The sequence below is a fragment of the Blastococcus sp. SYSU D00669 genome (genome assembly GCF_054050715.1).
Genome location: NZ_JBJGZV010000069.1, coordinates 1 through 16,399, shown reverse-complemented (window position 1 = coordinate 16,399; position 16,399 = coordinate 1). Strand labels below are relative to the sequence as shown.

The following is a 16,399-nucleotide window of genomic DNA, read 5'->3' as shown; positions in this document are numbered from 1 at the left end:
CGAGGACCTCCGGTTCGTGAGTGGGTGCCTTCAGCAGCTCCACTCCACGTCCGGAGGTCCTCCTCCACAAGATCAGCAGTCAGATCTCGTGGTCACACGTCCTCGACCAACGTCTCTGGTCAGTACAGCTAGTCGGACCGTCAGTCGTTGCCGACGTCGGCGCCGCTGCCGTCGTCCTCGTTCTCCTCCTGGTTGCTGTTGTCGGGCAGGTTCGAGTCGGCCGTCTCGGACGGGCCGGAGGACTCGGTCGCCCCGCCGGTCTGGTCGCCGCTGTCGTCGGTGGTGCCGTCGTTGCGGTCCTGCCCGGCGGGGTCACCGCACGAGGTGAGCGTCGCGCCGCCACCGAACAGCGCCAGAGCGGTCAGCAGAGCGGCGAGCGGGCGTCGGATCTCCATGTCCCGACCGTTTCCACCGGCCACCCCGGCGAAACGGCCTCGGCCGGGCGGCTGTCGTCCATCCGCTCACACACCCGTCGTTCCGTCACTGTGACGGAACGACGGGTGTGTGGGAGGTGCCGCGCCGCCGGGGAGCGCATGTGGGCGACCGGAGCTGTCAGACCTCCGACCTAGCGTGAATGGTGACACCACGAGCTGCGTGACGTCGGTTCACGGCAAGGAGGCTGCGATGACGGCGGGGGAACCGACCAGCGGCGACGACGCGGGCGATGAGGAGGGGGAGTCGCCGAGGCGTCGACCGGGGAAGGTCGCGATGGATCCGCTGGTGCACGCCTGCGACGGCAGCCAGCCGAAGAACCGGTGCGAGTGCTACCGCGCGTGGATGCGCGAGTACCAACGACGGAGGCGGGCGAACAACGCGCACGCGGTCCAGGACAACAGGCGCGCCAACCTGCGGCGCCTGTACGGCGTGACACCTGAAGAGGTCGATGCCCTGCGCGTCGCGCAAAACTACCGTTGCGCCATCTGCGGTCGCCATGAGGACGAGGTCGAGCGTCCGGCCACCGGGCGCCCACGACGTGATGGGACTCGAACGCCCAGCCCGGGCCTCGTCGTGGACCACTGCCACCGCACGTCGCGCATCCGAGCTCTGCTCTGCAATCACTGCAACGCCGGCCTCGGCTACTTCGGTGAGGACGCCACGAGACTGCGTGCCGCTGCCGCCTGGCTCGAGGCGAACAACCCTCCTCAGCGCACGTCAACTGATCCCCGATAAGAGCCGTTATGTCAGGTTCGGCGGAGAGCACCCCCCGTGGCGTCTCCCCGGCATCGACAGCGCCTCCATCCGGCCCACCGTCAGTCGAGCCGCGACTCGACGCGGCTTCACGAGCGCCGACGCGGGTCGACCCACCTCTGGTCGGCCGGACGAACCGGCCGCCGGCCCGGCCTCCGGCTAGGGGTCGAGCTGCCCGACCGTCCGCGGGCTCGACGGCAGCCCGAGCGGCTCGAGCCGCTCGGGCTGCCGTCGCGATCGAGCCCGCATGCGCCGTGTCCGTCGTCGGCCCGGTTCCCATCCCCTGGACCGACGACAGGCACCGCCTTTCGTCACTGTGACGCTTCGTGGGTGGACGTCCGGTCAGTGCCAGTCGCTGATCTGCACGTCCCGTGGCGCCGGCGCACCCCGACCGGTCTCGAGCAGCGACTTGAGGCTCATCAGGTACGAGCCCCACTTCGTGCTGCAGTGGTGCATGAACTCCACGGGCTCCTTCCAGCCCGCGTGCCGGAACAGGACGATGGTGTAGTCGCCGTCCTGGCGGAGGGTCCACTCGATCGTCGTCCCGATCCACTCCTCGGGACCGTCGACCACCCGCCACACCACCCGCTGCGCCGGCTGCAGCTCGACGACCTCCATGTCGAAGCCGCCGACCGGCGGGAAGCGGAAGGCGAGCGTGCCGCCGACCTGGTCGCCGCTCCCCTTCGTGTCGTCGGTCCACCAGCCGGCCAGGCCCTCGACGGTCGTCAGGGCGCCGTACACGCTCTCCGGCGTCGACGACTCGACGCCGACCCGGTGCAGGATGTCCACCATCTCCGAAGTCCTCCGATCTCCTCAGTCCTGCTGGGTGCGCTGGATCGCCTCGGCGATCCGCTTGATCCGCTGCAGCCGGGCGTCCCAGGCCGACCCGACCGACGACAGCTGCGCGACCGCGCGGGCGAGCTGGGCGTCGTCGACCCGGTAGCGCCGCTCCCGGCCCACGGCCGACGCGTGGACGAGCCCGACCCGGTCGAGGACGCCCAGGTGCTTGGCGACCGCCTGGCGGGTGACCGGCAGCCGCTGGCACAGCGTGGTGGCCGTGCCCTCGCCGTCGGCGAGCAGCAGGTCGAGCACCCGGCGCCGGGTGGGGTCCCCGATCGCGGACCAGAGGTCGTCGTCGACGTCCTCGGCCACCGCCGTGCTCATCGCCGCGCCCCGACCGCGGCGGCGTAGGGCACCAGGCGCGGCAGGAAGTAGTCCCAGCCGTGCACGTGCTCCCGGTACTGCTGCTCGAGGACCGCGGCCTCCCAGCCCATCTCGCGGAAGCCGGTCTCGGTCATCCGGAGCAGCGTCCCGTCGCCCTTCGGGCTGAGCGCGAAGGTGACCAGCAGGGAGTTGCCCTCGCCGGCCGCCTCGCCGGCCGGATGGGTCCAGCGGAACGAGAACAGGTCCGGCGGCCGCACGTCGACGACCGTGAACGCGGCGGCTCCTCCTCCGTTGTCGGGGTCGCCGAAGACGATCTCGCCCGTCGACCCCGGGACCGGTTCGTAGTGCGCGTCGTCCGGCCACCACTGCTTGACGTGGTCGGGGCTGCTCACCACCTCGAACACGACGTCGGGCGACGCCTCGACGTAGATCTCCCGCTCGATGCTCCCGAACTCCATGGTTCCTCCCGCAACGTTTGGTTGCGAAAGACGCTAACCGTCGTCGCCGCAATGCGCAACCATTCATTGCGTTTCCCGGGCTTCGCGCCCCGACCGCTCGTGCCCCTGACCGCGGGCACGACGTCAGCTCGGGCCCGGGAGCGGGAGCCGCACCTGCACCCGGCTCCCCTCCCCGTCCGCCGTCGTCGTGACCGTGCCGTCGAGCGTCGTGATCCGCGCCACGAGGTCACCCAGCCCGGGCCGCGCGCCGGCGACCTCCGCCTGGACGGCCACGTGCCCGTCGCACCTGTCGACCCGCAGCGTCGTCCAGCCGGTCGCGCTGAGCCGCTCGGCCAGCAGGAAGACCGTCGACTCCACGACATCCGGCAGCCGCTCGACCGGCACACCGGCGATCCGCACCGGCCGCGTCTCGGCCAGCCCCTGCAGTCCCCCCGCCAGCCCGGCGGTGCGCAGCAGCGCCGGGTACACGCCCCGGGCCAGCGCGCGCAACTCCTCGACGGCCGCACGCAGCTCCCGCTCGGCCTCGGCCAGCCCGGGGCCGTCGGCGTCCGGGTGCAGGCTGCGGAAGACCTGCAGCTCCAGCACCAGCGCGACGAGTCGCTGCTGGGCGCCGTCGTGCAGGTCCTGCTCGAGCCGGCGGCGCTCCTCGTCCCCGGCGGCGACGATCCGCGCACCCGACCGCTCCTGGTCGGCCACCAGTCCCGGCCGAGCCGGCCGTGGGCCCCGAGCCGCTGGCCGTCCCCCTCCCCCGCTGACGGCGATGAGTTCCCGGGACGGCGCCGGTCTGCACGACGACGCCGACCCGGGAGCCGCCATGGCCATCACCGCCCACCCCGTCCTCGCCACTCCCGACGTGGAGCGGCTGCGCGCCTTCTACGCCGGCCTGCTCGGCGCCGAGGTCGGCCTGCGGGTGCCCGACGAGGGTCCGGTGTTCTACCTGGGCCTGCACGTCGACGACGTCACCCTCGGGCTGGTCGCCGACGAGGGCGTCGCCGTCGGTGAGCCCGGCCGGGTCCTGCTCAGCGTGGACGTCCCCGACGTCGACGCGCTGCACCCGCGCGTGACCGAGCTCGGTGGCCGCGTCACCGGGGGCCCGACCGACATGCCGTGGGGTCAGCGGGTGCTGCACCTCCGGGACCCGGACGGCAACGCCGTGAACCTCACCCAGGCGATCTGATCAGCGGGCCGCCGTCGCCACCCGCAGCCCGAGCGCGACGAGCACCGTGCCGCTGACCGCCTCCACCCGGGCGCGGATCCGGGGGCGCCGGAACCAGGCGCCAGCCCGTGCCACGCCGGCGGCCAGCCCCAGGTACAGCCCGGTCTCGAGGGTGATCTGCAGCAGCCCGAGCAGCGCGGTCGTGGTGAACACCGGCCCGTCGGCCGGCACGAACTGCGGATAGAAGGCGATCATGAAGACGGCGGCCTTCGGGTTGGCCAGCTGGACGACGACGCCCTCGGCGAACGCGCCCCACCACCGCCGCCGGGAGACGGGCTCGGCCGGCGCGGCCGCGGCGGCGCCAGCGCCCCGGCGCTCCCGCCAGGCGGTGCGCAGCGCCTTGACCCCGAGGTAGAGCAGCACCGCCGCGCCGACCACGCGCAGCACCAGGAACGCCACCTCCGACGCGGCGACGAGCGTGGCGAAGCCGGCGCCGGCGAACAGCGCCCAGACGTAGAGGCCGGCCTCCAGCCCGAGCACGGTGGGCACCGCGCCGCGCAGCCCGCGCAGCGCGGCCCGCCGGAAGATCAGCGCCATCGCCGGGCCGGGCGAGGCGGAGATGAGCAGCACCGCGAGCACGAAGGCCGGCAGCGAGGCGAGCACGTCCACGTCACCGGATGGTGGCAGTCCCGCTCCCGGAGGGCTACGGCGTTTCCGTGCTGGCAGAATGCCCGGCGGGGCGGGTTGCAGGACGTGACCGGCCCGGAACGGGCCCTGCGACCGGCGCTCGGCGGCCGCGGAGAGAGGTGGCAGGGCGCATGGACGACCCGCTCTTCCGCAACGGCGGCGAGCTGGGTCGTGCCATGGCCGAGAAGGACTGGGGCGCGACCGCCGTCGGCGCCCCCGACACCTGGCCCGCCGGCCTGCGCAACATGGTCCGGATCGTCCTGACCTCGCGCTTCTCCATGTGGGCCGCCTGGGGCGACCAGCTCACCACCTTCTACAACGACGCCTACTGGCGCGACACCCTGCAGGCCAAGCACCCCTGGGCGCTCGGCCGGCCGGCCGCCGAAATGTGGGCCGAGATCTGGGCCGACATCGGCCCGCGCATCCGCTCGGTGCTCGACACCGGGATCGCCACCTGGGACGAGGACCTGCTGCTGTTCCTCGAGCGCAGCGGCTACCGCGAGGAGACATACCACACGTTCTCCTACAGCCCGCTCGACGGCGACGACGGCCGGGTCGAGGGCATGCTCTGCGTGGTCGTCGAGACCACCGAGCGGGTGCTCGGCGAGCGCCGCATGGCCACCCTGCGCGACCTCGGCACCGCGGTGGCCGGCGCCCGCACCGAGCAGGACGTCCTCGCCGCGGTCGGCCGCGAGCTCGGCGGCAACCTCGCCGACCTGCCCTTCAGCCTGGTGTACCTCGTCGACGACACGGGGACCGCGCGGCTGGGCACCGCCTCGGGGATCGAGCCCGGTTCCCCCGCCGCGCCGCTCGTGCTGGAGCCCGGCGAGGCCGACCCCGCCTGGCCGCTCGAGCGCCTGCTCGCCGGCGAGGAGGTGCTGGTCGAGGGGCTGGGCGAGCGCTTCGCCGACCTGCCGACCGGGGCCTGGCAGCAGGCACCGCAGGCCGCGCTCGTCGTCCCCCTGACGTCATCGGCCCAGGAGCACGGGCCGGTCGCCGGGTTCCTCGTCGTCGGCCTCAACCCGCACCGGGCCTTCGACGAGACCTGCCGCGGGTTCGTCGAGCTGGTCGCCAGCCAGATCTCCTCGGCCCTGGTCAACGCCGGCAGCTACGAGGCCGAGCGCCGCCGGGCGGAGGCGCTGGCCGAGCTCGACCGCGCCAAGACCGACTTCTTCTCCAACGTCAGCCACGAGTTCCGCACGCCGCTCACGCTGATCAGCGGCCCGCTGGCCGAGCTCAAGGACTCCCCCGCGCTGGCCGGGGACGCCCGCGCGCGGGCCGAGCTCGAGGTCGTCGAGCGCAACGCCCAGCGCCTGGGCAAGCTGGTCAACACCCTGCTCGACTTCTCCCGGCTGCAGGCCGGGCGCATCCAGGCCCGCTTCGAGCCGGTCGACCTCGCCGCCACCACCGCGGAGCTGGCCAGCGTCTTCCGGTCCGCGGTGGAACGCGCCGGGCTCGAGTTCACCGTCGACTGCCCGCCCCTGGGCTCGGCGGTGCACGTCGACCGGGACATGTGGGAGAAGGTCGTCCTCAACCTGCTGTCCAACGCGGTCAAGTTCACCTTCGAGGGCGGCATCACCGTCCGGCTGCGGCAGGAGGGCGGCGCCGCCGTCCTCACGGTCGCCGACACCGGCACCGGCGTGCCGGCCGACGAGCTGCCCCGGCTCTTCGAGCGCTTCCACCGCGTGGAGCGGGCCCGGTCGCGCTCCGGCGAGGGCAGCGGCATCGGCCTGGCCATGGTCCGCGAGCTGGTCGGGCTGCACGGGGGCACGATCACCGCCGACAGCGAGCCCGACGTCGGCACCACGTTCACCGTCACCGTCCCGCTCGGTTCGGCGCACCTGCCGGCCGAGCAGGTGGCGCACGAGGCGGCCGGCACCGGCGTCTCGGCCGCCGCCGTCCCCTTCGTCACCGAGGCCCTGCGCTGGCTGCCCGGCGCCGGGGACGGCGGACCGGCGGCGATCCCGGTGGCCGACCCCACCGACGCCGACCCGCTGGCCCGCCCGGCCGGCCGCGTGCTGGTGGCCGACGACAACGCCGACATGCGCGAGTACGTGCACCGCCTGCTGGCGCCCCGCTACGCCGTCGACGTCGTCTCCGACGGGCAGGCCGCCCTCGAGGCGGCCCTGGCCTCCCCGCCGGACCTGGTGGTCAGCGACGTCATGATGCCGCGGCTCGACGGCCTCGGGCTGCTGGCCGCCCTGCGCGCCGACGCGCGCACCGCGCGGGTGCCGGTGGTGCTGCTCTCGGCGCGTGCCGGCCAGGAGGCCGCGGTCGAGGGGCTGGTGGCCGGTGCCGACGACTACCTGGTCAAGCCCTTCTCCGCGCGCGAGCTCATCGCCCGGGTGGGCGCCCACCTGGAGCTGGGGCGGGTCCGGCGCGACGCGGAGGAACGGTTCCGCGCCATGGCCGATCTGGCCCCGGCGCTCATCTGGGTCGCCGACACCGCGGGCCGGCGGGTCTTCCTCAACGCCGGCTGGCGCGAGTTCACCGGCGCCACCGGCGGTGAGGACCTCGCCGACCGGTGGCGGGAGCGGCTGCACCCCGAGGACCGCGACCGGTACGTGGCGGCGGTCGACGCCGCCGTCGCCGGGCACCGGCCCTGGGAGGTCGAGTACCGGCTGCAGCGGGCCGACGGCGCCTACCACTGGATGCTCGAGCGGGCCGTGCCGCTCGGCGGCGGGGCCGGCTTCGTCGGCAGCTGCACCGACATCAACGCCCGCTACCGCGAGAGCCAGCGGCAGACCCTGCTCGCCGAGGTCGGGGCCGCGCTCGACCGCGCCGGCGGCATGGAGGAGCAGCTGGGCTCGCTCGCCCGGCTGGTGGTCGCCACCCGGCTCGCCGACGCGTGCGACGTGCGCCGGGTCGACGACGACGGCCGGCTCCAGCGGGTCACCGCGGCCGCCCTGGACCCCGCCACCGAGGAGGCGCTGGCCGCCTACCCCGCCGAGACGGTGATGACCCGCCAGGCCGTCGAGACCGGCCGCACGGTGGCCCGCCCGGGGCAGCCCGACGTCCCCGTGATCCCCTCCCGGGACGCCGGCCCGGGAGAGCTCCGCCGCCGGCTGGAGGCCAACTCGGCGCTCGTCGTCCCGCTGGTGGTCCGCGGCCGGGTGCTGGCGGTGCTGGGTCTGGGCCGCCGACCCGAGTCGCCGGGCTTCAACGCCGACGACCGGGAGCTCGTGGAGGAGATCGCCGGCCGGGCGGCCCTGGCCATCGACAACGCCCTGCTGCTGGCCGAGGAGCGGGCCAGCGCCCAGCGGCTGGCCCTCCTGCAGCGTGCGACCGCGGCGCTGTCGGCCGCCACCACCCCGACGGTCGTCGCGCGCACCGCGTCCGCGCACGTGGCCGAACTGCTGGGCGACGGTTGCCACGTCGGCGTCTACGAGGTCGACGAGTCGCATCGGGTGCTGGTCAACCTGACCGTCGAAGGGTCACGCCCCGACGGCCCGCAGCCGTGGCTCACCGTCCCGCTGTCGACGACCCGCCCGCTCACCACCGCCGTGCACGAGCGGCGGGCGCAGTGGTTCGAGGACTACGAGAAGTGGGCGGCCCGCCACCCCGACCAGCACCCCGACGTGGTCGCCAACATGCGCGCGCTGGGCCTCGAGGGTGGCGTCGCCCTCCCCCTCGTCGCCGGAGGCTCGGTGGTAGGAGTGCTCGCGACGGGCTTTCCCCGGTCTCGCCGGCTCACGGGCACCGAACGGTCGACGCTGCTCGCGCTGGCCGAGCAGTGCGCCCAGGCGCTCGACCGGGCCCGCCTCTACCGCGGCCAGCAGCGCATCGCCGAGACGCTGCAGCGCAACCTGCTCCCCGAGGGCCTGCCAGATCTCCGGCGGCTGGCGCTGGCCGCGCGCTACCTGCCCGGCGCCGAGGGCACCCAGGCCGGCGGCGACTGGTACGACGTCGTGGAGCTCGGCGGCGACTGCGTGGCCTTCGCCGTCGGCGACGTCGTCGGCCAGGGCCCCGCCGCGGCCGCCGTCATGGGGCAGCTGCGCAGTGCGCTGTCCTCGGCGCTGCTCGCCGGCAACGGCCCCGCCGAGGCGCTGGAGCTGCTCGACCGCTTCGCGTCCCGGCTGCCCGGCGCCACCGCCTCCAGCGCGCTGTGCCTCGTCGTCGACCCGGCGCGCGAGACCGTCCGGTGGGCCCGCGCGGGCCACCCCCCTCCCCTGCTGGTGTCCGGGGGCGCGATCCGCTACCTCGACGACGCCGGCGGCGGCACCGTGCTGGGCGTCCCCGGCCGGCCGCGCTACACCGAGGGCGTCGCGCGCGTCGAGGCCGGCGACCTGCTGCTGCTGTTCACCGACGGGCTGGTGGAACGGCGCGACGAGACCCTCGACGCCGGGCTGGCGCGCCTGGCCGCCGCGGTGCTCCGGCACGCCGCCGAGCCGCCCGAGCAGCTGACCACCCTGCTGCTCGACGACGTCCTGGCCGACACCGACCAGCCCGACGACGTCGCGCTGGTCGCCGCCCGGCTGGTGCCGGCGCCCCTGGAGGCACGCCTGCCGGCCGATCCCGCCCGGCTGGCCCGCGTCCGCCGCGCCGTCCAGGCGTGGGCCGGGGAGGCCGGGCTGTCCGAGGACACGACCGAGGACCTGCAGCTCGCCCTGGGCGAGGCGGTGGCCAACGCCGTCGAGCACGCCTACCGCGACGCCGTCCCCGGGGAGTGCGCGTACCGGGTGGCCTGGGCGCCCGGTGGCGCGGTCGACGTCCGGGTGCGGGACTTCGGCACCTGGCGGCCGGTGCCCGACGACCCGGGCTTCCGGGGGCGCGGCCTGCTGCTGATCCGCCGGCTCGCCGACGACGTCGTCGTCGAGCCCACCCCCGGCGGCGGGACGACGGTCAGCTTCCGGATCCTCCCGCGGACGGCGGCGGGTCCGGCGATCCCCGTGCCCCGCGCGGTTCCCACCGGTGGCCCCGACATGCTGCAGGTCGACGTCGCCGCCGACGGCGGCACGATCGCCCTGGCCGGCGAGCTCGACCTGGCCACCGCCGAGACGGCCACCGCCGACCTGCTCGCCGCCGTCGACGGCCGGGTCGGCGAGCTGGTCCTGGACCTCCGGGAGGTCACCTACCTGGCCAGCGCGGGCGTCGGCCTGGTGCTGGCGGCCGCCGGCCGCGCCCGGAGCGGCGGCGGGTCGCTGCGCGTCGTCGTCCGCGCGGGCAGCGCGCCCGCCCGGATCCTCGAGCTGGCCGGCCTCGGGGAGCTCGTGGCTCCCGCCGAGGACGCCTCCGGCGTGGTCCGCTAGCTCCCGGCGGGCCGCGGCCCTCGGCGGGCCTTCCGCCGCCGCCCGCGGACCTGAGCGTCCTGCCGCGGGCGCACAGCATCTCCTGGGAGGCTTCCCGACCGTGGAGCTCCTGCGCCGGTTCTGGGACCGCGTCACCGCCGTCGTCCCCGACCCGGCGCCGGAGGTGCTGTACGGCACCGCGGCGGCCGCCGCGCTGCTGGTCCTCTCCCCCACCCTCTGGCGGATCACCCGGCACGCCGTGACGATCGCCCACGAGGGCGCGCACGGCGTGGTGGCGCTGGCCGCGGGACGCCGGCTGTCGGGGATCCGCCTGCACTCCGACACCTCGGGCCTGACCGTCTCCTCCGGCCGGCCGACCGGGCTCGGCATGGTGCTCACCCTCGCCGCCGGCTACACCGGCCCCGGGCTGTTCGGGCTCGGCGCGGCCGCGCTGCTGGCCGCCGGGCACGCCGTCGGGCTGCTGTGGGCGCTGCTGCTCCTGCTCGCCCTCCTGCTGCTGCAGATCCGCAACTGGTACGGCCTGTGGTCGGTCCTGGTCACCGGCGTCGTCGTCTTCGCCGCCACCTGGTGGCTCCCCCCGGAGGGCCAGGCCGCCTTCGCCGCCGTCGGCACCTGGTTCCTGCTGCTGGCCGCCCCGAAGACCGTGCTCGAGCTGCAGCGCTCCCGGCGCCGCCGCCGCGCGCCGGACTCCGACGCCGACCAGCTGGCCCGGCTGACCCGCCTGCCGGCCGCCGTGTGGGTCGGCCTGTTCCTCCTCCTCGACCTCGGCGCTCTTGCCCTCGCCGCGTGGTGGCTCGTCGGCGGCTGACGCCGCATCTATGTTGGGGATAACGGTCGACCCGGGAGCGACGGCAACGGCCCGAGCACTCCCACGGCCCCGTCCCGGGTCCCACCCCGAGCGTGCGACGGGGGCGACGACGGGGTCCTCCTTCAGTCCGAGCGGCTCCGGTTGCGCCGGCGCGGCTCAGCGCCCTTGGGCTGGCGGGCCGGCTCCACCTGCGGCGGCGGCGGGATCTCCAGCACCAGGTCCTCGTGGTCGACGGTGACCTGCCGGCCGTGGTGGCGGATGTCCATCGGCTCGCCGTCGCGCAGCCGGTAGGTGGCCCGCTCCTTCTCCACGGTCACCGACAGGCAGCGCCCCTGGTAGACGACGCGGAAGCGCAGCCGCTCGATGCGCTCGGGCAGCCGCGGGGAGAACTGCAGCTCCCCCGAGTGGTCGCGCATGCCGCCGAAGCCGGCGACCGCCACCGTCCACCCGCCGGCCAGCGAGGCGATGTGCAGCCCGTGCCCGGAGTTGTGGTGCAGGTTCTGCAGGTCGGTCAGCGCCGCCTCGCCCCAGTAGTCGTGGGCCAGCTGCAGGTGCCCCGTCTCCGCGGCGACGACGGCCTGCTGCGCCGCCGACAGCGACGAGTCGCGGACGGTCCGCGCCTCGTAGTAGGCGAAGTCGGCGATCTTCTCGTCCAGCGTGAAGGCGTCCCCGCGCAGGTGCAGCGCCATCACCAGGTCGGCCTGCTTGATCACCTGCTTGCGGTAGATGTCGAAGTACGGGAAGTGCAGCAGCAGCGGGTACTTCTCCGGCGGCGTCCCGTCGAAGTCCCACTCCTCGTGGTGGGTGAAGGCGTCGGACTGCATGTGCACGCCGCGCTGGGTGTCGTACGGCACCGCCATGAGGTCGGCGGCCCGCGTCCAGGTCTGCAGCTCCGCGTCGCTGACGTCGAGCCGCCCGGCGACGTCGGGCTGGCGCTTGACCGCCTTGACCGCCTCGCGCAGGTTCCGCTGCGCCATCAGGTTCGTGTAGACGTTGTTGTCCACGACCGCCGTGTACTCGTCGGGGCCGGTCACGCCGTCGATGCGGAACCCGTGCTCCTTGTCGAAGTGGCCCAGCGACGCCCACAGCCGGGCGGTCTCGATCAGCAGCTCGGCGCCGAAGTCGCGGTCGAAGTCCTCGTCGAGCGTCGCGTGCCAGTACCGGACGACGGCGTCGGCGATGTCGGCGTTGATGTGGAAGGCCGCCGTCCCGGCCGGCCAGTACCCCGACGTCTCCTCGCCGCGGATGGTCCGCCACGGGAACGCCGCCCCCTGCAGGCCGAGGATCCGGGCCCGCTCGCGGGCCTTCTCCAGGGTCGAGTGCCGCCAGCGCAGCGCGTCGCGGGCCGCGCCCGGCGCGGTGTAGGTGAGCACCGGCAGCACGTAGGTCTCGGTGTCCCAGAAGGTGTGCCCGTCGTAGCCCGGGCCGGTGAGCCCCTTGGCCGGGATCGGCTGCCGCTCGGCGCGCAGACCGGCCTGCAGGACGTGGAACATGCCCACGCGCACGGCCTGCTGCAGCTCGTCGTCACCGACGATCTCGACGTCGGCCTCGTCCCAGTGCTGGTCGAGCAGCTCGCGCTGCTCGCGCAGCAGCCGTTCCCAGCCGGCCAGCCGGGCGGTGGCCAGCGCGGCCTCCACCTGGTCGCGCAGGGCCGCGCCGGACCGGCGCGAGGACCAGCCGTAGGCCAGGTACTTCACGATCCGCAGCGAGCTGCCCTGGGGCAACCGTGCGGCGAGGGTGTACCGGGCCAGGTCGCCGTTGGCCTCGATGTCCTCGGTGCTGGTGTCGGGCACCTCGACGACGTGCTCCATGCCGGCCGCCAGCCGCAGCCGGCTGCGGTGCGTCCGGTGCACCAGGACGGCGCGGCGCCCCCGGCCCACCGACAGCTCGGACACCAGCGGTCTGGCCAGCGCCGCGGCCGCGCGGGGGTCGTCGCTCTCGGCGGTGCCCACCTCCTCGTTGGCCAGCAGGTCGGACTGCAGTGCCACGTAGAGGTCACCGAGCTCGTCGGTGACCTCCACCTGGTACTCGATGGCGGCGATCGAGCGGCGGACCAGCGACACCAGCCGGGTGCTGGTCACCCGCACGGTGCGGCCGCTGGGCGCGCGCCACTCGGTGAGCCGGCGCAGCACGCCGGCCCGCAGGTCGAGGGTCCGCCGGTGCTCGATGATCTCGCCGTAGTTGAGGTCGAGCGGCGAGTCGCGGACCAGCAGCCGGATCAGCTTGCCGTCGGTGACGTTGACGACGGTCTGCCCCTGCTCGGGGTAGCCGTAGCCGGCCTCGGCGTACGGCAGCGGCCGCTCCTCGTAGAAGCCGTTGAGGTACGTGCCGGGGACGACGACCGGCTCGCCCTCCTCGAACGACCCGCGCATGCCGATGTGCCCGTTGGCCAGCGCGAAGACCGACTCGTGCACGCCGAGCGACCCGTGGTCGAGACCGACCTCGGTCAGCGCCCACGGCTCGATCGGGAAGCTCGCCCGCCCCTCCGTCATCCCCGCTCCTCCAGCAGCTCCTCGAGGTCCTGCACGACGACGTCGGCACCGTGCTCGGCCAGCTGGTCGGCCTGGCCCACCCGGTCGACGCCCACCACGAAGCCGAACTCCCCCGCCCGGCCGGCCTCCACACCGGCGAGGGCGTCCTCGAACACCACCGCCTGCGCCGGCGCCACGCCCAGCGCCCGCGCGCCGGCGAGGAAGGTGTCGGCGTGCGGCTTGCCGCGCAGGCCGTCGCGGGCGGCGACGACGCCGTCCACCCGGGTGTCGATGAGGTCGGCGAACCCGCCGGCGGCGATCACCTGCGCGCCGTTGGCCGAGGCGGTCACCACGGCGGTGGCCAGCCCGGCGTCCTTGACCGCCCGCAGGTAGCGCACCGAGCCGGGATACACCTCGACGCCGTGCTCTTCCAGCTCCTTGAGCACGGCGTCGTTCTTCCGGGTGGCGATGGACTGCACCGTGCCGGCCTCCCACGGGTCTCCGGGGCTGCCCTCGGGCAGCACGATGCCCCGGCTCTCCAGGAAGCGGCGGACGCCGTCGGCCCGCTGCCGGCCGTCGACGTAGCGGTTGTAGTCGAGCTGGGTGAACTCCGGCGCCCCGGGTTCCCGCTCGTGGAGGAACTCGTCGAAGGTGCGCTTCCAGGCGGCGAAGTGCACCGTCGCCGTCCGGGTCAGGACGCCGTCGAGGTCGAAGAGGCACGCGCGGACCGAGTCCGGGAGACCGAGCACGCTGCGACGCTACCGAGGAAAGGTCTCGGCTGGACTGTCGATCCTGCCGATCTCGCACGTCGAGGAGGTGTTCGGCCGGACGGACCGGCCGATCGCCCCCGCGAAGGAGACCCGCCATGCCGCAGTACCTCTTCCTGCTCTACGACGACGAGTCGCGCTGGGCCGCGCCGACCGACGAGGAGATCGCCGCCGAGATGGCCCGGCACGGGGCCTTCGCCGGGGCGGTCGCCGCCGCCGGGGCGCAGATCCTGGGTGGCAGCGCCCTGCGGTCGACGCAGACCGCCTCCACCCTGCGCCGGGACGCCGTCGACGCCGAGCCGCTGCTCACCGACGGCCCCTTCGCCGAGACGAAGGAGGCCCTCGGCGGCTACTACCTGGTGGAGGCGCGCGACCTCGACCAGGCGCTCGAGCTGGCGCGGGTGTGCCCGGTCAGCCGGGGTGGGGTCGAGGTGCGCCCGATCTGGCAGTTCGGCTCGTGACCGCCGGCGGGGACGCCGTCGAACCGGCGCTGGAGGAGGCGCACCGGGCGCAGTGGCCGGTGCTGGTGGCGACGACGGTGCGCCTGCTGCGCGACCTCGACGCCGCCGAGGAGTGCGTCCAGGACGCCTTCGCCTCCGCCCTGCGCACCTGGCGTGCCGACGGCGTCCCCGCCAACCCCGCCGCCTGGCTGACCACCGCCACCGGCAACCGGGCCACCGACCGGCTGCGCCGGCTGGCCACCGAGCGGCGGGCGCTGCCCGCGCTCGTCGGCGAGGCGGAGCGGCTGACCCGCGACGGGCCGCCGGCGACCCCGGCCGACGACGCCGCCGACGAGGGCGCCGACCTGCTGCGGCTGGTGCTGCTCTGCGCCCACCCCGCCCTCTCCCCCGAGGCGCGGCTGGCGCTCACCCTGCGCGCGGTCTGCGGCGTGCCGACCGCGCAGGTCGCCCGCGTGATGCTCACCTCCGAGCCGACCACCGCGGCCCGCCTCACCCGGGCGAAGAAGAAGATCGCCGCCGCCGGCATCCCGCTGCGGCTGCCGGCGACCGCGGAGCGCCACGACCGGGTCGCCGGGGCCCTCGACGTCGCCCACCTGGTGCTCACCTGCGCGCACGAGTCCCCGGGGGCCGACGACGGGCTGGCCGCCCGGGCCCTGCTGCTCGCGCGGGCGCTGGTCGACCTCGCGCCCGAGGAGACCGAGGCGCGCGGGCTGCTGGCGCTGGCCCTGCTCACCGGGGCGCGCAGCGCCGCCCGCCGCGGGCCGGACGGGTCGGTGGTCCTGCTGGCCGACCAGGACCGGTCGCGGTGGGACGGCGCGGCGACCGCCGAGGGGCTGGCCCTGGTCCGCTCCCTCATGCCCCACCCGGCCGGGCGCTTCACCCTCCAGGCCGCGATCGCCGCCGAGCACGCCCGCGCGGCCGACGCCGCGGCCACCGACTGGCCGCAGGTGCTGCGGCTCTACGACGCCCTGCTGGCCGAGTGGCCGACGCCCGTGGTGGCGCTCAACCGGGCCGTGGCGGTGGCGGAGGTGGACGGCCCGCCGGCCGGGCTGCGGGCCATCGCGGCGGTCGCCGACGACCCGGCGCTGGCCCGCTACCCGTGGCTGCCGGCCGCCCGGGCCGACCTGCGCCGGCGCGCCGGTGACGAGGCGGGCGCGGTGGCCGACTACCGGCACGCGCTGTTCCTGGCCGCCGATCCGGCCGACCGCGCGTTCCTGCACGGCCGCCTGCTCGAACTGGCTGGTCGAGCAGGCGGCCACGCCGGTGCCTAGGGTCGCGGGCGAGGGACGGCGCCGCCGTCCGCCCGAGACCGAGGGAGCTGATCATGGCCGACCGTCCCGTGCCGCCGAACCCGTACGACTTCCTGCCGGAGGTGCCGGGCTTCACGGTGACCAGCACCGACTGCTCCGACGGCGCACCGCTCGCGCAGCCGCACGTCAGCGGGGTGATGGGCGCCGGCGGTGAGGACCGCTCGCCGCAGCTGTCCTGGTCGGGCTTCCCCGAGGGCACGCGGAGCTTCGCGGTCACCGTCTACGACCCGGACGCCCCCACGGCCAGCGGCTTCTGGCACTGGGCGGTGGCGAACATCCCGGCGTCGGTGACCGAGCTGCCCAGCGGCGCCGGCGACAAGGACTCGCCACAGCTGCCCGAGGGGGCCGTGCAGCTGCGCAACGACGGCGGCTTCGCCGGCTACGTGGGCGCCGCTCCCCCGTCGGGCCACGGGCCGCACCGGTACTTCGTCGTCGTCCACGCGGTGGACACCGACCGGCTGGACGTCGGCCCGGACACGACCCCGGCCGTGCTCGGCTTCAACCTGTTCTTCCACACGCTGGCCCGCGCCACCCTGGTCGCCACGTACGAAGAGGGCTGAGAACCGTGGGGGGGGGGGGGGGGGGGCGCGCGGGGGGGGGGGCGGGGGGGGGCGGGGGGGGGGGGGGGGGGGGGGGGGGGGGGGGGGGGGGGGGGGGGGGGGGGGGGGGGGGGGGGGGGG

General features: G+C 75.3%; 15 protein-coding genes. 7 read left to right on the top strand and 8 right to left on the bottom strand.

Annotation, left to right across the window (positions count from 1 at the left end; all coding sequences use genetic code 11):
* Nucleotides 1-140: 140 nt before the first annotated feature.
* On the bottom strand, nucleotides 141-395 hold the full coding sequence (locus ACI8AF_RS26870) for a hypothetical protein (RefSeq protein ID WP_456542846.1): 255 nt from the start codon (nucleotides 393-395) through the stop codon (nucleotides 141-143).
* Between the two features lie 229 nt (nucleotides 396-624).
* Here ACI8AF_RS26870 and ACI8AF_RS26865 point away from each other — a divergent pair, with 229 nt between their 5' ends.
* Nucleotides 625-1,170, top strand: coding sequence for an endonuclease VII domain-containing protein (locus ACI8AF_RS26865; RefSeq protein WP_456542845.1), 546 nt, complete (start codon nucleotides 625-627; stop codon nucleotides 1,168-1,170).
* Nucleotides 1,171-1,530: 360 nt separating this feature from the next.
* On the opposite strand, the gene ACI8AF_RS26860 is transcribed toward ACI8AF_RS26865, so the two are convergent.
* From ACI8AF_RS26860 to ACI8AF_RS26845, 4 genes are all read right to left on the bottom strand, one after another.
* Nucleotides 1,531-1,980 (bottom strand): SRPBCC family protein, encoded by a 450-nt coding sequence (locus tag ACI8AF_RS26860; protein WP_456542844.1) that lies wholly within the window; start codon nucleotides 1,978-1,980, stop codon nucleotides 1,531-1,533.
* Between the two features lie 21 nt (nucleotides 1,981-2,001).
* On the bottom strand, nucleotides 2,002-2,352 hold the full coding sequence (locus tag ACI8AF_RS26855; RefSeq protein WP_456542843.1) for an ArsR/SmtB family transcription factor: 351 nt from the start codon (nucleotides 2,350-2,352) through the stop codon (nucleotides 2,002-2,004).
* Entirely contained in the window at nucleotides 2,349-2,810 is a 462-nt protein-coding gene (locus tag ACI8AF_RS26850; protein ID WP_456542842.1) for an SRPBCC family protein, read from the bottom strand. The genes ACI8AF_RS26855 and ACI8AF_RS26850 overlap by 4 nt, the downstream gene beginning before the upstream one ends.
* A gap of 123 nt (nucleotides 2,811-2,933) precedes the next feature.
* Nucleotides 2,934-3,506: a histidine kinase gene (locus ACI8AF_RS26845; protein ID WP_456542841.1), complete on the bottom strand. Its 573-nt coding sequence runs from the start codon at nucleotides 3,504-3,506 to the stop codon at nucleotides 2,934-2,936.
* 64 nt (nucleotides 3,507-3,570) lie between these two features.
* On the opposite strand from ACI8AF_RS26845, the gene ACI8AF_RS26840 reads away from it, so the two are divergent.
* Nucleotides 3,571-3,987, top strand: a complete 417-nt coding sequence (locus tag ACI8AF_RS26840; protein WP_456542840.1) for a VOC family protein — start codon at nucleotides 3,571-3,573, stop codon at nucleotides 3,985-3,987.
* Here the strand turns inward: ACI8AF_RS26840 and ACI8AF_RS26835 are convergent, their stop codons facing one another.
* Nucleotides 3,988-4,635, bottom strand: coding sequence for a LysE family translocator (locus ACI8AF_RS26835; RefSeq protein WP_456542839.1), 648 nt, complete (start codon nucleotides 4,633-4,635; stop codon nucleotides 3,988-3,990).
* A 149-nt stretch (nucleotides 4,636-4,784) separates the two neighbouring features.
* Between ACI8AF_RS26835 and ACI8AF_RS26830 the strand changes: the two genes are divergently transcribed.
* Nucleotides 4,785-9,902, top strand: coding sequence for a SpoIIE family protein phosphatase (locus ACI8AF_RS26830; RefSeq protein ID WP_456542838.1), 5,118 nt, complete (start codon nucleotides 4,785-4,787; stop codon nucleotides 9,900-9,902).
* A 100-nt stretch (nucleotides 9,903-10,002) separates the two neighbouring features.
* The gene (locus ACI8AF_RS26825) at nucleotides 10,003-10,710 is read left to right on the top strand and encodes a M50 family metallopeptidase (RefSeq protein WP_456542837.1); all 708 of its coding nucleotides are present in this window, start codon (nucleotides 10,003-10,005) and stop codon (nucleotides 10,708-10,710) included.
* Between the two features lie 122 nt (nucleotides 10,711-10,832).
* On the opposite strand, the gene ACI8AF_RS26820 is transcribed toward ACI8AF_RS26825, so the two are convergent.
* Together ACI8AF_RS26820 and ACI8AF_RS26815 are read right to left on the bottom strand one after the other, a co-directional pair.
* Nucleotides 10,833-13,202, bottom strand: a complete 2,370-nt coding sequence (locus ACI8AF_RS26820; protein ID WP_456542836.1) for a glycoside hydrolase family 65 protein — start codon at nucleotides 13,200-13,202, stop codon at nucleotides 10,833-10,835.
* Nucleotides 13,199-13,930, bottom strand: a complete 732-nt coding sequence (locus ACI8AF_RS26815; protein ID WP_456542835.1) for an HAD family hydrolase — start codon at nucleotides 13,928-13,930, stop codon at nucleotides 13,199-13,201. The genes ACI8AF_RS26820 and ACI8AF_RS26815 overlap by 4 nt, the downstream gene beginning before the upstream one ends.
* Before the next feature lie 116 nt (nucleotides 13,931-14,046).
* On the opposite strand from ACI8AF_RS26815, the gene ACI8AF_RS26810 reads away from it, so the two are divergent.
* The 3 genes from ACI8AF_RS26810 to ACI8AF_RS26800 are packed head-to-tail and all read left to right on the top strand — an operon-like array spanning nucleotide 14,047 to nucleotide 16,279.
* Nucleotides 14,047-14,409: a YciI family protein gene (locus ACI8AF_RS26810; RefSeq protein ID WP_456542834.1), complete on the top strand. Its 363-nt coding sequence runs from the start codon at nucleotides 14,047-14,049 to the stop codon at nucleotides 14,407-14,409.
* Complete coding sequence (locus ACI8AF_RS26805) at nucleotides 14,406-15,680, top strand: RNA polymerase sigma factor (RefSeq protein ID WP_456542833.1); 1,275 nt, start codon at nucleotides 14,406-14,408, stop codon at nucleotides 15,678-15,680. The genes ACI8AF_RS26810 and ACI8AF_RS26805 overlap by 4 nt, the downstream gene beginning before the upstream one ends.
* Before the next feature lie 53 nt (nucleotides 15,681-15,733).
* A complete protein-coding gene (locus ACI8AF_RS26800) occupies nucleotides 15,734-16,279 on the top strand; it encodes a YbhB/YbcL family Raf kinase inhibitor-like protein (protein WP_456542832.1) in 546 nt (181 codons plus the stop codon).
* Nucleotides 16,280-16,399 lie beyond the last annotated feature (120 nt).